We start from the raw sequence: 14,733 nt of genomic DNA, 5'->3' as shown, positions 1-14,733 counted from the left end.
GCCGGCACGGCGAACCGAATATCCCAGGAGACAGACATGGCAAGGAAGATCACTTATTCGCAGGCGATCAACGAGGCGCTCGCGCAGGAAATGGCGCGCGACGACAGCGTGATCGTGATGGGCGAGGACAATGCAGGCGGCGCGGGTGCGCCGGGCGAGGACGACGCGTGGGGCGGCGTACTCGGCGTGACGAAGGGGCTGTTCCACAAGTTTCCGGGGCGCGTGCTCGACACGCCGCTGTCGGAGGGGGGCTACATCGGCGCGGCGGTCGGTGCGGCCGCATGCGGGATGCGGCCCGTCGCGGAGCTGATGTTCATCGATTTCATGGGCGTGTGCTTCGACCAGATCTTCAACCAGGCCGCGAAATTCCGCTACATGTTCGGCGGCAAGGCCGTGACGCCGGTTGTGATCCGCGCGATGTACGGTGCCGGTCTGCGCGCGGCCGCGCAGCATTCGCAGATGCTCACGTCGCTGTTTACGCACATCCCGGGGCTGAAGGTCGTGTGCCCGTCGACGCCGTATGACGCGAAGGGGCTGCTGATCCAGGCGATCCGCGACGACGATCCCGTGATCTTCCTCGAACACAAGCTGCTTTATACCCGTGAAGGCGACGTGCCTGAGGAATCCTATGCGATTCCGTTCGGCGAGGCGAACGTCGTGCGCGAAGGCGACGACGCGACGATCGTCACGTACGGCCGGATGGTGCATCTCGCGACCGACGCGGCCGCGAAGCTCGCGAAGGACGGCATCCAGGTCGACGTGATCGACCTGCGCACGACGTCGCCGCTCGACGAGGAAACGATCCTCGAAAGCGCGGCGCGCACCGGCCGCGTGGTGGTCGTCGACGAGGCGAACCCGCGCTGCTCGATCGCGACCGACATCGCCGCGCTCGTCGCACAGCGTGCGTTCCGGACGCTCAAGGCGCCGATCGAGCTCGTGACCGCGCCGCACACACCCACGCCGTTCGCCGGCGTGCTGGAAGACCTGTATATCCCGTCTGCCGATGCGATCGCGCAGGCGGTACTGAAGACGAGGAGCTGACACGATGTCGATTCACATGATCACGATGCCCAAGTGGGGGCTGTCGATGGAGCAGGGGCAGGTCAACGGCTGGCTGAAGGCAATCGGCGAGCGCGTGACGAAGGGCGACGAAGTGCTCGACGTCGAGACCGACAAGATCTCGTCGGGTGTCGAGTGCGCGTTCGACGGCACGCTGCGCCGGCAGGTCGCGCAGGAGGGCGAGACGCTGCCGGTCGGTGCGCTGCTCGGCGTGGTGGCGACGGCCGACGCGAGCGATGCCGACATCGATGCGGCGATCGCCGAATTCCAGCGCGATTTCACGCCGAGCGCGGCGGCCGACGACGCCGGGGGCCCGCAGCCCGAGAAGGCGCAGATCGGCGGACGCACGGTCCGGTTCCTGAAGCTGGGCGATGGCACGGGCACGCCTGCCGTGCTGATTCACGGCTTCGGCGGCGACCTGAACAACTGGCTGTTCAACCATGCGGAACTCGCCGCGCACCGGCCCGTGTGGGCGCTCGATTTACCTGGGCACGGCGAGTCGGGCAAGGCCGTCGACACCGGCAGCCTCGACGAACTGGCCGATGCGGTGCTCGCGCTGCTCGACGCGCAGCATATCGACCGCGCGCACCTGATCGGCCATTCGATGGGCGGCGCGGTCGCGATGGCGGCGGCCGAGCGTGCGCCGCAACGCGTGGCGTCCTTGACGCTGATCGCGAGCGCCGGGCTCGGCGCCGACATCAACCGCGGCTACATCGACGGCTTCGTCGCCGGCAACAGCCGCAATACGCTGAAGCCGCACCTCGGTGCGCTGTTCGCGGATCACGCGCTCGTCACGCGGCAACTGGTCGAGGACCTCGTCAAGTACAAGCGCCTCGAAGGCGTGCAGGCCGCGCTGGAGAAGATCGCGAATGCTGCGTTCGATGGCGCGGCCCAGCGGCGCGTGTTCCGCGACCGCGTCGCGTCCCTTGCGCCGCGCACGCTGGTGATCTGGGGCGAGCGCGACCAGGTGATTCCCGCGCAGCATGCGCAGGGCTTGCCGGACGGCGTGCGGGCCGAGGTGATTGCGGGCAGCGGTCACATGGTGCAGATGGAGGCGGCTGCCGACGTGAACCGCCTGATCGTCGCGTTTCTCGGAGACTGACGATGGCCGCCGCGCTCGAACGACCCAGCCTTACCGCGCTCGGCCAGCCGGGCGCGAGGAGCCGCGACAAGCTCGCACGCATTCCGGTGCGCGTCGAGCCCGCGGCCGGCGCGGCGCTGCCGAAGCCGCCGTGGCTGCGGGCGCGGCCGATGATGAGCGGGGCGGTCGCCGACATGGCGGCCGTGCTGCGCGATCACCGGCTGCATTCCGTGTGCGAGGAGGCCATGTGCCCGAACATCGGCGAATGCTTCGCGCAGCGCACCGCGACCTTCATGATCATGGGCGGGCTGTGCACGCGGCGCTGCCCGTTCTGCGATGTCGCGCACGGCCGTCCCGAACCGCTCGATCCCGGCGAGCCCGTGCGGCTCGCCGCCGCAGTCGCGGCGCTGGGGCTGCGCTACGTCGTGATCACGTCGGTCGATCGCGACGACCTGCGCGACGGCGGCGCCGCGCATTTTGCCGCCTGCATCGCGGCGGTGCGCGCGAGCGTGCCGGGCATCGGCGTCGAGGTGCTGACGCCCGATTTCCGGGGCCGCGTTCCCCGTGCGCTCGAGGCGTTGTCGTCGGCGTGGCCGGACGTGTTCAATCACAACATCGAGACGGTGCCGTCGCTGTACCGGGCGGCGCGGCCCGGCGCCGACTATCGCGGCTCGCTCGAACTGCTCGCACAGGCGAAGGCCGCGCGGCCGACGCTCGTGACGAAATCGGGATTGATGCTCGGGCTCGGCGAGCGCGACGACGAGGTGCGCGACACACTGCGCGATCTGCGTGCGCACGAGGTCGACGTATTGACGCTCGGCCAGTATCTCGCACCGTCCGCGCACCATCTGCCGGTGCGGCGCTACGTGAGCCCCGACGCGTTCGCCGCGTGGCGCGACGAGGGGCTGGCGCTCGGTTTCAGGGAAGTCGTTGCCGGCCCGCTCGTGCGGTCGTCGTATCACGCGGCCGACGTGCTGGAGGACGCGTAGGCCGCGGGCCGTGGGTCAGGCGTCGATGGACAGCTGCGCGCGGCTGACGCGGCGCAGGTAGAGGGCGAGTCCCGCACCGGCGAGCATCAGGCTGATCGTGTTCGCGAACCAGAAGCCGCGCGCACCGGTCAGCCATGCCGGCGCGATGCCGCCGATGTCGAAGCCGAGCACATAGCCGCCGCCGAGCCCGACGCCCCACAGCGCGACCGCGTAGATCACGGTCGGCACGACCGCGACCTTGTAGGCGCGCAGCACGAATGCCGACGTGATCTGCAGCGCATCGAAGAAGTGATAGCAGGTGACGATCGCGACCAGCGGCAGCGCGGCGGCCACCACGGCCGGGTTCGGCGTGTAGCCGCTGACGATCAACGGGCGCAGCGTGAACACGAGCACGCCGTACGCGGCCGCGATCCCGCACGCGAGCATCACGCTGTGCCGGCCGAGCAGGCGCGCCTCGTCCGGACGGCCGGCACCGAGCGCGCGGGCGACGAGCGTCGATGCCGCGACGCCGATCGACAGCGGCGTCATGTACAGCACCGCGCTGATGTTGCCGGCGATCTGATGGCCGGCGAGCGTCGTCGTGCCGAACTGTGCGATGAAGAGCGCCATGCACGTGAACGACGTGACCTCGATCAGGTACGACAGGCCCATCGGCACGCCGAGCTTGAGGATCGCCTTCTGGCGCACCCATACGGGCCAGCAAAAGCGCGAGAAGATCGCGAGCGGCGAGAACACGTCGAGCTTCGCGAGCAGCGTGAAGCCGATCAGCGCGAGCGCCCAGTTGATCAGCGTGCTCGCGAGCCCGCAACCGGGGCCGCCGAGGGCCGGCACGCCGAAGCCGCCGAAGACGAACCACACATTGAGCGGAAACTTGAGCAGCAGCGCGCCGATCTGCAGGATCATCGCGAGGCGCGGCTTGCCGGCCGCGTTGGTCAGCGCGTTGTAGATCCGGAACACGAGGCTCGCCGGCAGCCCGTACGACAGGATGCGCAGGTAATCGACGGTGCGCTCGTGCAGCGCGGGCGGCGCGTGGGCGATGTGCAGCAGCGGTTCGGGAAAATGCAGCAGCAGGAAGCCGGGCACCGCGAGCAACAGCGCGAGCCACAGTGCCTGGCGGACTTCCTCGCCGATCTCGGCGTAGCGCCGGGCGCCGTACAGCTGCCCGGTGATCGGCTGCAGCGCGGACAGGATGCCCGTCATCCCGATGTAGATCGACACGTAGATCGACGAACCGAGCCCGAGCGCGGCCAGGTCGATGGCCGAGTAGCGGCCGACCATCGCCGTATCGATCACGCCGAACGCGATGATCGCGAGCTGGCCGACGAGCACCGGCCATGCGAGACCGACGATCCGGCGGATGTCGGCGAACATCGTCAATCGACCGTCCGGCGGCGCGGGCCACGGCGCTTGACGGGCGTCGTCGGCCGCTCGATGCGTTCGTACAGGCGGAAGCGCTCGTCGCGGTCGGCAACGCGGCGGCCTTCCCACACGAGACGCCACACGTATTGCGACATCGCGCTCGGCTCGCCGAAGTCCGCGCGGTCCTGACGCAGGATCACGTCGCACTCGCCCGAGAATTCGAAGTGCATGTCGCCGAAGTACGCGAAGGTCGCGATCTGCGCATCACCGAGCCGCACGGGCGAGATGCACGCATAGTCCTTCGGCAAATGCGACGCGATCTGCTGCGCAACGTCGCTGTAGGTCCGGCCGTAGTTGACGATCGGCAGCCACAGCGTCATCAGCAGCACCCACATCAGCGTGGTGCCCGCGCCCGACAGCACGACGCTGCGCCACAGCACCTTCGGCTGGCGCGAGATGCGCCAGCGCGCGAGCAGGCACCAGCACACGGTGACGATCACCGCGCAGATGAACGACAGGATCTTGAAGTGCGGCTCGTAGCCCGGCACGAGGCGCGCGAGGTTGCGCGCGAGCGGATGCGGGAAGCCGGTGAGCGACGCGAGCCACACGAGCCACACGAAGGTGCCGAGGATCGTGAAGCTCAGCACCGCGAACCAGTCGATCGCGTTGATCGCGCCGCGTTTGAGCGTGGGCAGCGCGAAGGTGGCGAGCACCGCGAGCGGCGGCAGCAGGAGCATGTACATGCGGTTCGACTGCTGGCTCTGCAGGATCACGAGCGCGACGAGCGGCACGACGACCGACAGCGGAATCGCGATGTGCGCGCGGCGGCGCATGCCGGCCCAGCTCCACCAGGCCCAGATCGCGAGCGGCCACGCGGGCCACGTGAAGAGCGGCAGGTTCTTCGCCGCATAGCCGAGCACCGCGGTCGGCGGGCCCGAAAAGCGCATCAGGCTGCCGTGGATCCACTGGTTGAAGAACCACGCGGCGTCGTCGGGCGCCGCGTTGAAGGCGGCGAGCGGCCACAGCGCGGAGATCGCGGCCGCGAGCGGCACGCCGATCAGCGGCAGGCGCAGGTTGCGCATCTCCGGCGTGACGAGCCACAGCGCGGCCGTGCCGGCGAGCAGCGCGACCACGAGCACCGGGTTGCCGGACAGGGCGACGAGGCCCATCGCGACACCCCACCACAGCGCGCCCTGCATCGGTTTGTCGATGCCGCGCACGATGCCGTACACGAGCATCGCGATCCACGCGAACTGGGCGAGCTGCGGCGTCGTTTCGTGGCCGCGCTCCGCGAGCCCGAAGCATGCGACAAGGATCAGCAGCGCGCCGTCGGCGAGCGTGCGGCCGTAGTCGCGCGGCTCCGGCTCGCCGCCGAATGCGTACTTGAACGGCTGAACCTCGGCGCGCCGGCCGAGCAGGTAGGCGGCGTACCAGACGAACGCGCACGCGACACAGAACAGCACGCCCGTGTCGACGCGCGACGCGTTGCTCGCGTCGACCCACGGCGCCAGCGCGCGGATCGACAGCGCGCCGAGCCAGTAGCCGAGCGGCCCGTCGGTGGTGATGAACTTGCCGACCAGGTTCGGCAGCAGCCAGTCGTGCCAGCTGCCGGTGGCCATCGTCCACATCACGCCGAAGCCCGCCGCGTCTTCGTTCTTCCACGGGTCCCGGCCGAACAGGCCGAATGCCGCGTAGACGAGGCAGAGCGTAAGCAGCAGCCAGCGCGGCAGCGCACGCGTGGCGGAGGCGGTGAGACGGACGACAGGCTTCATGCAGATGAGCGTTTTGTTATGGGCGGCCGGCGCGGGCGCGCGCGGTCGAGCCGGTTTCTAGCATCCGGCATTGTAGACGTGCCGGATGTTGCGCGTCAGGGGGTTCCTCAGGGCGCCGGCCGGCGGTTGCCGGGCGAGCAGAGACAAAAAAGGGCAGCCTGGGCTGCCCTTTTGTGCGATACCGGTGCGTTGCAACCACCGGATGCGGCGCGAAGCTTACTTCGCGAGTTTGCCGCTGGCGCGTGCGCCGAACTTGTTCTTGAACTTCTCGACACGGCCTGCCGTGTCCATGATCTTTTGCTGGCCCGTGTAGAACGAGTGCGATTCCGACGACACTTCGATCTTGGCGAGCGGGTAGGTCTTGCCGTCGAGTTCGATGTTTTCACGCGTCTGGATCGTCGAGCGCGTGATGAACTTGAAGCCGTTCGACATGTCTTGGAAGACGACTTCGCGGTAGTTCGGGTGAATGCCTTCTTTCATGGTCTTTCCTTGGTGAGAGCGGTAGCCAACCCGCCGCTTGCCGTGTCGGAGCGCATATTGCGCCTGCCAGACGACGCCAAGCCCGGCGCGAGCCACTTGCCTAAGGTCGAAAAACGGCGATTATGCCAGAAAATCAGATGGTTGACGAATAATTTTCATCACGCGCCGAGGGCGCCCGTCCGGGCCGGATCCTGCCGGTAGTAGCGCGCGAGCAGCCGGTACAGCTCCGGAAATTCGGACTCGAATGCGCGCGGCCGCACGAACAGCGCTTCGCTGCACACCGCGAAGAATTCCGACGGGTGGTCGGCCGCATAGGGATCGATCAGCGATTCCCGCTCGAAGCGCGCCCACGCACGGTCCGGCACCGCATCGACGCGTGCGCAGAACTGGTCGTACGCATGCTCGAACACGTCGGCCCAGGCCTGCGCGTCGAGGTGCGGCGCGTGCCAGCGGCGAAAAAGGGGCGGATAGCCGTCGGCCTCGCCGTTGACCATGTCGATCTTGTGCGCGAACTCGTGGATCACGACGTTGTACGCGTCGCGGCCGTCCGTCATCTGCGCGTCTTCCCACGATAGGATCACCGGGCCGCCTTCCCACGCTTCGCCGCTCGCGTCCTGCTCGACTTCATGGACGACGCCGTCCTCGTCCTGCACGGTCTTGCGGATCACGAATTCGCCCGGATACACGACAACGCCGACCCAGCCGTCGTACAGCGACAAATCCAGATTCAGCACGGGCAGGCATGCCTGCGCGGCGATCGCGACGATCATCTCGTCGGTCAGCTCGAGTCCGTGCGCGGTCGAAAACGATTTCTTCGCGATGAACAGGCTCGTGAGCTCGCGCAGCCGGCCCAGGTCGCCGGGCGTCAGCGCGGCGAGGAACGGCAGGCGCGCAACCGTGTCCTGCCACAACGCATCGGCAATCGGATGGCTGCGCAGCGCGCGGTCGCGGCGGCGGTCGTCGAACCAGCGGGTCAGTTTCGAGAGCATGGAGGCAGCGCAGGAAGATCCAAAGCCTGTCTTTTAACTCAATCGATCTCTTTTTGCCATGCCGCGAAGAGGCCGCCGACGAGCGCGACGCCCGCGAGGAAATAGAAACCGTCGAGCGACGCGAGGAACGACGCCTGTTGCGCGACCATCCGCGCGATCGACGCGATCGCGAGGGCGTGCGCGTCGTTCAGTGCATGGCCGGCTGCCGCATAGCTGCGCGTGAGGGCGTCGACGGTCTGCTGGAACAGCGGATCGAACACGTTCGCGCGTTCGACGAGCCGCGTCTGATGCACGGCCAGCCGGTGCTGCTCGACGATGATCACCGACGACGTCGCGAACGAGATCGTCAGTTGGCGCACGATGTTCTTCAGCCGGTAGCCGTGCGTGTATTCGTCGATCGCGAAGATGCGAAACGTCAGGTTCGCGACCGGCAGCACGATGAACAGCAGCAGGAGCCCGCGCAGCAGCAGCGGGCCGATCAGTGCGGCCTCGCCGACTTGCGGCGTCATCCGCGTCATCCACAGCGCGGCGGTGATCGCGATCGCGAAACCCGGCACCACGAACCATTTCTTGTGCGTGACGTGCTTCGCATAGCGCAGGTAGGCGAACAGCGCGGTCGCCGAGATCAGCGACATCGTGCCGACCAGGCGCCCGGCGTTCTCGACCGGATAGCCGAGCCCGCCTTCGAGCAGGCGGGAGGTCAGGTAGCTGAAGCCGGTCGACTCGTAGTAATAGAACATGTACAGCAGCAATCCGACCTGGAACGTGCGCTCGCGAAACGCATGCAGCCGCACGAGGGGCGTCGGATGGTTCCACTGGTGATAGGCGAACCACGCGAGCGCGCCCACGCCGACGAGCGTCAGCATGATCAGCGTCGGCGAGCCGCTGTAGAGTTGGTAGTGCACCTGCTGCAGCACGATCTGCAGCGCGCCTTGCGCGAGCGCGAACACGATGTACGGCCAGAAATGTCCGGAGCCGCGCCCGTCGTCGGGCGTCCTGCCCGAATCGGGCAGCGTGAGGAAGGCGAGGATCGCGAACGCGATACCCGCGGGCGCCGTGCACGCGAACAGCGCGCGCCACGTCGAATGCGCGACGAGCAGCCCGCCGACGATCGGCGCGAGCGCGCTGCCGAGCAGGATCATGATCAGGAACGCGCGCGTGGCGGGCGGCCGCTCCTGCGGCTTGAAGCTGATCTGGATCAGGATCCGGCACGCACCCATCATCGGGCCGATGAAGTAGCCCTGGAAGCCGCGCGCGAACGCAAGCTCGAGCGACGTGTCGGCGAATGCCGCCGCGATCGCGCCGCACGAGAACATCAGCATGCAGCCGGCGACATAGCGGCGATGTCCGAGCCGGTCGACCCACCATTGCTGTTGCAGGATGCCGAGCACGGCCGTGACCGCATAGGCGCTGGATGACCACACGAGTTCATCGGGCGACGCGTTGATGCCGCCTGCGATGTAGCTCGCGAAGAACGAGAAGACTGCGTTGTCGAAGTAGTCGATGCCGGTGACGAGTGCGAGCGCCCACGGGAAGAGGTCCGCGCGCAGGTTCGCGCGGCTCCACAGCGGCGAGCGACCGGGCGCGACGTTCATCCTCGGTCCTTGCGCGTGCGGCGCGTGCCGGCTTGGGCCTGCCGCTGCGCGATCAGCGCGTCGGGATTTTCGCCCGCGAGCCGCCGCTCGATGTAATCGATGTCGTGCTGCAGTTCCTTGCGCAGCGCGACGGCTTCCTTCAGTTCGCGCTGGACGGCCGCGATCCGCTGGTCGAGCGTGTCGATCTGCTCGGCAAGGCCCGTGCGGATGTCGCGCAGCGACGCGTCCGAATAGCGGCGCCGGCCGTCGCCCGTTTCTTCCAGCGGGCGCTTGAGCATCTCGGTGATGCCGTGCAGCGAAAAGCCGAGTGCGCGCAGCCGCAGGATGCGGGCAAAGCGTTCGAGATCGGCTGCATCGTAAAGGCGATAGCGGCCGCCGCTGCGCGACGGCGTGACGAGTCCGCGTTCCTCGTAATACTTCAGTGTGCGCGGCGTGACGCCGAGCCGCGACGCGGCGTCGCTCACGGTCAGCAGCGAGGGAGAGGCGTCGTTCGGCATAGGGGTGGCGGGCTTCGGTCGGGACGATGGCGCGATTATAGATCAACCTGTACGTTCACGTACAGGTTGGGGCGAAAAAAACGGCCGCCGGGCGAAACGCGCGGGCGGCCATTCGTTGCGGGGCGAGGGGAATCAGCCGCCGCGGCGCATCAGGTCGAAGAACTCGGAGTTGCTCTTCGTCTGACGGATCTTGTCGAGCAGGAATTCCATGGCCTCGACTTCGTCCATGTCGTGGATGAACTTGCGCAGCACCCAGATCTTTTGAAGGATCTCGGGCTTGATCAGCATTTCTTCGCGACGCGTGCCCGACTTGTTCAGGTTGATCGACGGATAAACGCGCTTTTCCGCGAGGCGGCGCTCGAGGTGCACTTCCATGTTGCCGGTGCCCTTGAACTCTTCGTAGATCACGTCGTCCATGCGGCTGCCGGTTTCGATCAGCGCGGTGCCGATGATCGTCAGCGAGCCGCCTTCCTCGATGTTGCGCGCCGCGCCGAAGAAGCGCTTCGGGCGCTGCAGTGCGTTCGCGTCGACACCGCCCGTCAGCACCTTGCCCGATGCCGGGATCACGGTGTTGTAAGCGCGTGCGAGACGCGTGATCGAGTCGAGCAGAATCACGACGTCGTGCTTCATTTCGACGAGGCGCTTGGCCTTCTCGATGACCATTTCGGCGACCTGCACGTGACGCGTGGCCGGTTCGTCGAACGTCGACGCGATCACTTCGCCGGCGACCGAGCGCTGCATTTCGGTCACTTCTTCGGGGCGCTCGTCGATCAGCAGCACGAACAGGACGACGTCCGGGTGGTTCTGCTTGATCGCGTGTGCGATGTGCTGGAGCATCACGGTCTTGCCCGACTTCGGCGACGCGACCAGCAGGCCGCGCTGGCCCTTGCCGATCGGCGCGATCATGTCGATGATGCGGCCCGTGACGTTCTCTTCGCCGCGCATCTCGCGTTCGAGCGCCAGCGGCTTGTTCGGGTGCAGCGGCGTGAGGTTCTCGAACATGATCTTGTGTTTCGAGGCCTCGGGCGGCTGCCCGTTGACTTTGTCGACCTTCACCAGCGCGAAGTAGCGCTCGCCGTCCTTCGGCGTGCGGACTTCACCTTCGATCGTGTCGCCGGTGTGCAGGTTGAAGCGGCGAATCTGCGACGGGCTGATATAGATGTCGTCGGTACTCGCGAGGTACGACATTTCCGGCGAGCGCAGGAAGCCGAAGCCGTCCGGGAGTACTTCGAGCGTGCCGTCGCCGAAGATCGTCTCTCCCGTCTTGGCGCGCTTTTTGAGAATGGCGAACATCAGCTCCTGCTTGCGCAGGCGGTTCGCGTTTTCGATCTCCAGGCCATTGGCCATTTCGATCAGTTCGGACACGTGCAGAGACTTGAGCTCGGATAAATGCATACGGAGAACCCGCCAGGGAGGAGAAGCGACGAAAAGAAATAAGGGAGGAGGGCGAGCGGAGGCGCTCTGAGACTTAATGCGTCTTGTAGACGTTTTTTGATTCTAGCATACGCTGATTCGTGCCTGAGCGGCCGATCGGCGGCTTGGCGGCGGACGTGTTGTCGGTTGACAACACGTCCGAGGAACGGCCCGTATTACAGGTGGCTGTCCAGGAATGCGGTGAGCTGCGACTTCGACAGCGCGCCGACCTTCTGCGCGGCGGCCGCGCCGTTCTTGAACAGGATCAGCGTCGGGATGCCGCGTACGCCGAACTTCGCAGGCGTCGCCTGGTTGTCGTCGACGTTGATCTTCGCGATCTGCAGCTTGTCGCCGTAGTCCTTCGCGACTTCGTCGAGGATCGGGGCGATCATCTTGCACGGGCCGCACCATTCGGCCCAGAAGTCGACGAGCACGGGCTTGTCGGATTTGACGACGTCCTGTTCGAACGATGCGTCGCTGATGTGTTTGATCTGTTCGCTCATTGGGTCAATACCTCTTACGGTTCGGGGACTGCCTGCTTGGCGCGTTGCGGCGCTCCGGCGGCCTGACGGCTGCCGGCCGCTGCGGCAGGTCACTCCGCTCTCCGGAAGGAAGGGCGTAGGCGCTGCATGGCGCGGCTCGCGGGTCGTTCGGGCGTCATATTAGCCTAAATTGCTATCTGCTGCGGGCGGCGATAGTAGCCGCTACGCGAGTAGGGGTACGACGCGCCGTTCGACCGTTGTGTTCCGAAGGTGGAGGCCCGCATGCAAAATACAAGAGCCGCGGTAATTCACCGTCTGCTCGCCCCGGCTGCATGCGCCCATGCGCGCGACGGTTTGCTCGATCGCTCGCATTGTTGCGAACAAACGGTCGCATTCGACCGCAAGCGGTGATAGAATATGCCGTGACGGGCCTCCTCGCATGGTGGGGCGGTGAACCTGGTCAGGTCGGGAACGAAGCAGCCACAATCGTTTTCTGCCAGTGCCGAGGGTTGGGCTCGTCACCTTTCCTCTCGCCCCGTTCGTTGGGCGTTTTTTATTTCTGCGTCATTCTCTGTTTTTCCTGCGCTTTGCCCGTTTCCCGCACCGTTTCGCGTGTCGGCGCGACGCAGCGTTACTGATACAATTTCCCGATGACCTATCAAGTTCTCGCACGCAAGTGGCGTCCGAAGGATTTCGCTTCGCTCGTCGGCCAGGAGCACGTCGTCAGGGCGCTCACGCACGCGCTCGACGACGGGCGTCTCCATCACGCCTATCTGTTTACCGGAACCCGCGGCGTCGGCAAGACGACGCTGTCGCGGATCTTCGCAAAGGCGCTCAACTGTGAAACCGGCGTCACGTCGCAGCCGTGCGGCGTGTGCCGCGCGTGCCGCGAGATCGACGAAGGCCGCTTCGTCGACTACGTCGAGATGGATGCGGCAAGCAACCGCGGCGTCGACGAGATGGCCGCGCTGCTCGAGCGCGCGGTGTACGCACCCGTCGATGCGCGCTTCAAGGTCTACATGATCGACGAAGTGCACATGCTGACGAACCACGCGTTCAACGCGATGCTGAAGACGCTCGAGGAGCCGCCGTCGCACGTCAAGTTCATCCTCGCGACGACCGATCCGCAGAAGATTCCCGTCACCGTGCTGTCGCGCTGCCTGCAGTTCAACCTGAAGCAGATGCCGGCCGGGCACATCGTGTCGCATCTCGAGCGGATCCTCGGCGAAGAGCAGATCTCGTTCGAGCAGCAGGCGCTGCGCCTGCTCGCGCGCGCCGCCCAGGGCAGCATGCGCGATGCGCTTTCGCTGACCGACCAGGCGATCGCCTATTCGGCGAACGAAGTGACCGAATCGGCGGTGTCGGGCATGCTCGGCGCGCTCGACCAGACCTACATGGTGCGCTTGCTCGATGCGCTCGCGGCCGGCAACGGCCCGGAGATCCTCACGATCGCCGACGAGATGTCGCTGCGCAGCCTGTCGTTTTCCACCGCGCTGCAGGATCTCGCGAGCCTGCTGCACCGGATCGCATGGGCGCAGTTCGCGCCTGGCTCGGTGCTCGAGGAATGGCCGGAAGCGGCCGACCTGCGCCGCTTCGCGGAGGCACTGAGCCCCGAGCAGGTTCAGCTGTTCTATCAGATCGCGACGGTCGGACGCGCGGAGCTTGGCCTCGCGCCGGACGAATACGCCGGCTTCACGATGACGCTGCTGCGGATGCTCGCGTTCGAGCCGGCCGTCGGCGCCGGCAGTGCGCCGGGTGGCCAGCCGGCCGTGCCGCGTGCCGTACCCGCGCCCGCGCCGCGTGCGGCCGCTGCCGCTGCGTCGGCTGCGGCGCCCAAGTCGCCATCGGTACCCGTACCGGCACCGACACCGGCAGCCGCGGAGGCAGTACGTCCTCAGGCCGCCGCTCCGGTCGCGCCCGCCGCGCGTCCGTCGCCGGTCCAGTCCGGCGATGCGGTGACATCGTCCGCGGTGAAGCCTGTTGCGACGACGCCGGCAGCGGCTGCGACCGAAGCGCCGGCCGCACCGCAGCCGCAAGCGAACCCGGCATCTCAGGCGGCACCGGCGAGCGATGCGCCGCCGGCCGTGCGCAACGAACCTGAACTGCCTGCTGCCGCCAAGGACAGCGATGAACCTGCAGCGCCTGCCGAACCGGCGCCGCGTGCCGCGCCTGCCGCGCGCCCGTCGGCCCGCGGTGGCGCAGCTGCCGCACTCGACGTGCTGCGCAATGCCGGCATGCGTGTGTCATCCGACCGCTCGCGGGCGGACGCCGCGCCGAAGCCGGCCGCGGCCCAGCCGGCCGTCGACAAACCGGCGCCATCGCGTCCCGCCGTGCAGGTGCCGACGCCGCGTGCGGCGGCTCGCGCGCCGCAGGCTGCCGACACGCGCCAGGCGCCGCCGCCGTGGGAAGACATTCCGCCGGACGAATACGTGCCGCTCAGCGCCGACGAGATGTTCGGTGGTGGGGCCGACGACGGCTTCGTCCCGGTATTCGACAGCGGCCCCGACGACGTGCGCATTGCGCCGAAGCCGGCGGAGACCCGTCCGGTCGACACGCGCCCGCTGCCGCCCGCGATCGCGCTCGATCCGATCGGCTTCGACGGCGAATGGCCGGCGCTGGCCGCACGGTTGCCGCTGAAGGGCGTCGCGTATCAGCTTGCGTTCAACAGCGAGTTGACGGCCGTCGACGCGACGACGTTGAAGCTGTCCGTGCCGGTGCCGCAGTATGCGGACGCCGCCCAGGTCGCGAAGCTGAAAGCCGCGCTGGCCGACGCACTCGGCAAGCCTGTCGAGGTCGCGGTCGAGGTCGGGCCCGCGCGGCGCACCGCGGCGGCGCTCGATGCGGCCGCACGCGCGGTCCGCCAGCGCGAGGCCGAGCAGGAGATCCACGGCGATCCGTTCGTCCAGCAGCTCGTGCGTGATTTCGGCGCGCGTATCGTCGAAGGCTCGGTGCGGCCGCTCGCCGATTCGGTGCCGGACGGCCCGCCGCCGACGCTGCATTGAACGAATCGCACCGCG

General features: G+C 67.4%; 12 protein-coding genes and 1 other RNA gene. 5 read left to right on the top strand and 8 right to left on the bottom strand.

Annotation, left to right across the window (positions count from 1 at the left end; translation table 11 throughout):
* Window positions 1–36 precede the first annotated feature (36 nt).
* The 3 genes from LMA02_RS09330 to lipA are packed head-to-tail and all read left to right on the top strand — an operon-like array spanning window position 37 to window position 3,129.
* Window positions 37–1,041: an alpha-ketoacid dehydrogenase subunit beta gene (locus tag LMA02_RS09330; RefSeq protein ID WP_105785799.1), complete on the top strand. Its 1,005-nt coding sequence runs from the start codon at window positions 37–39 to the stop codon at window positions 1,039–1,041.
* A 4-nt stretch (window positions 1,042–1,045) separates the two neighbouring features.
* Window positions 1,046–2,161 carry an acetoin dehydrogenase dihydrolipoyllysine-residue acetyltransferase subunit gene (locus LMA02_RS09325; RefSeq protein ID WP_228904469.1) on the top strand — a complete coding sequence of 372 codons (1,116 nt, stop codon included), beginning with the start codon at window positions 1,046–1,048 and terminating at the stop codon, window positions 2,159–2,161.
* Window positions 2,162–2,163: 2 nt separating this feature from the next.
* Complete coding sequence (gene lipA / locus LMA02_RS09320; RefSeq protein WP_228904467.1) at window positions 2,164–3,129, top strand: lipoyl synthase; 966 nt, start codon at window positions 2,164–2,166, stop codon at window positions 3,127–3,129.
* 15 nt (window positions 3,130–3,144) lie between these two features.
* Here the strand turns inward: lipA and LMA02_RS09315 are convergent, their stop codons facing one another.
* The 8 genes from LMA02_RS09315 to trxA all read right to left on the bottom strand — a co-directional run bounded on the left by LMA02_RS09315 (window position 3,145) and on the right by trxA (window position 11,737).
* Window positions 3,145–4,500, bottom strand: coding sequence for an MATE family efflux transporter (locus tag LMA02_RS09315; RefSeq protein ID WP_228904465.1), 1,356 nt, complete (start codon window positions 4,498–4,500; stop codon window positions 3,145–3,147).
* Between the two features lie 2 nt (window positions 4,501–4,502).
* Window positions 4,503–6,260 carry an ArnT family glycosyltransferase gene (locus tag LMA02_RS09310; protein ID WP_228904463.1) on the bottom strand — a complete coding sequence of 586 codons (1,758 nt, stop codon included), beginning with the start codon at window positions 6,258–6,260 and terminating at the stop codon, window positions 4,503–4,505.
* Between the two features lie 216 nt (window positions 6,261–6,476).
* The gene (locus tag LMA02_RS09305) at window positions 6,477–6,740 is read right to left on the bottom strand and encodes a type B 50S ribosomal protein L31 (protein WP_006761151.1); all 264 of its coding nucleotides are present in this window, start codon (window positions 6,738–6,740) and stop codon (window positions 6,477–6,479) included.
* A 158-nt stretch (window positions 6,741–6,898) separates the two neighbouring features.
* A complete protein-coding gene (locus LMA02_RS09300; RefSeq protein ID WP_105834117.1) occupies window positions 6,899–7,729 on the bottom strand; it encodes a zinc-dependent peptidase in 831 nt (276 codons plus the stop codon).
* A 38-nt stretch (window positions 7,730–7,767) separates the two neighbouring features.
* Window positions 7,768–9,324 carry an MFS transporter gene (locus LMA02_RS09295; RefSeq protein WP_228904460.1) on the bottom strand — a complete coding sequence of 519 codons (1,557 nt, stop codon included), beginning with the start codon at window positions 9,322–9,324 and terminating at the stop codon, window positions 7,768–7,770.
* Window positions 9,321–9,821, bottom strand: a complete 501-nt coding sequence (locus tag LMA02_RS09290) for a MerR family transcriptional regulator (protein ID WP_228904458.1) — start codon at window positions 9,819–9,821, stop codon at window positions 9,321–9,323. The genes LMA02_RS09295 and LMA02_RS09290 overlap by 4 nt, the downstream gene beginning before the upstream one ends.
* Window positions 9,822–9,953: 132 nt before the next feature.
* Window positions 9,954–11,216 carry a transcription termination factor Rho gene (gene rho, locus LMA02_RS09285; protein ID WP_006753675.1) on the bottom strand — a complete coding sequence of 421 codons (1,263 nt, stop codon included), beginning with the start codon at window positions 11,214–11,216 and terminating at the stop codon, window positions 9,954–9,956.
* Window positions 11,217–11,410: 194 nt separating this feature from the next.
* A complete protein-coding gene (gene trxA, locus LMA02_RS09280; RefSeq protein WP_006402348.1) occupies window positions 11,411–11,737 on the bottom strand; it encodes a thioredoxin TrxA in 327 nt (108 codons plus the stop codon).
* 403 nt (window positions 11,738–12,140) lie between these two features.
* Between trxA and ffs the strand changes: the two genes are divergently transcribed.
* An RNA gene (gene ffs / locus LMA02_RS09275) (signal recognition particle sRNA small type) lies at window positions 12,141–12,239 on the top strand.
* A gap of 127 nt (window positions 12,240–12,366) precedes the next feature.
* Window positions 12,367–14,718, top strand: a complete 2,352-nt coding sequence (locus tag LMA02_RS09270) for a DNA polymerase III subunit gamma/tau (RefSeq protein WP_228904456.1) — start codon at window positions 12,367–12,369, stop codon at window positions 14,716–14,718.
* Window positions 14,719–14,733 lie beyond the last annotated feature (15 nt).

Source organism: Burkholderia sp. B21-005, assembly GCF_020843965.1.
GTDB classification, from domain to species: domain Bacteria; phylum Pseudomonadota; class Gammaproteobacteria; order Burkholderiales; family Burkholderiaceae; genus Burkholderia; species Burkholderia ambifaria.
Note: the sequence above shows the minus strand (reverse complement) of the source record. Positions and strands in the feature narration are given on the sequence as shown.

Excerpts from the sequence above, each read along its gene's own strand:
- LMA02_RS09330 (WP_105785799.1), top strand. The coding sequence starts at position 37 with ATGGCAAGGAAGATCACTTATTCGCAGGCGATCAACGAGGCGCTCGCG.
- LMA02_RS09325 (WP_228904469.1), top strand. The coding sequence starts at position 1,046 with ATGTCGATTCACATGATCACGATGCCCAAGTGGGGGCTGTCGATGGAG.
- lipA (WP_228904467.1), top strand. The coding sequence starts at position 2,164 with ATGGCCGCCGCGCTCGAACGACCCAGCCTTACCGCGCTCGGCCAGCCG.
- LMA02_RS09315 (WP_228904465.1), bottom strand. The coding sequence starts at position 4,500 with ATGTTCGCCGACATCCGCCGGATCGTCGGTCTCGCATGGCCGGTGCTC.
- LMA02_RS09310 (WP_228904463.1), bottom strand. The coding sequence starts at position 6,260 with ATGAAGCCTGTCGTCCGTCTCACCGCCTCCGCCACGCGTGCGCTGCCG.
- LMA02_RS09305 (WP_006761151.1), bottom strand. The coding sequence starts at position 6,740 with ATGAAAGAAGGCATTCACCCGAACTACCGCGAAGTCGTCTTCCAAGAC.
- LMA02_RS09300 (WP_105834117.1), bottom strand. The coding sequence starts at position 7,729 with ATGCTCTCGAAACTGACCCGCTGGTTCGACGACCGCCGCCGCGACCGC.
- LMA02_RS09295 (WP_228904460.1), bottom strand. The coding sequence starts at position 9,324 with ATGAACGTCGCGCCCGGTCGCTCGCCGCTGTGGAGCCGCGCGAACCTG.
- LMA02_RS09290 (WP_228904458.1), bottom strand. The coding sequence starts at position 9,821 with ATGCCGAACGACGCCTCTCCCTCGCTGCTGACCGTGAGCGACGCCGCG.
- rho (WP_006753675.1), bottom strand. The coding sequence starts at position 11,216 with ATGCATTTATCCGAGCTCAAGTCTCTGCACGTGTCCGAACTGATCGAA.
- trxA (WP_006402348.1), bottom strand. The coding sequence starts at position 11,737 with ATGAGCGAACAGATCAAACACATCAGCGACGCATCGTTCGAACAGGAC.
- LMA02_RS09270 (WP_228904456.1), top strand. The coding sequence starts at position 12,367 with ATGACCTATCAAGTTCTCGCACGCAAGTGGCGTCCGAAGGATTTCGCT.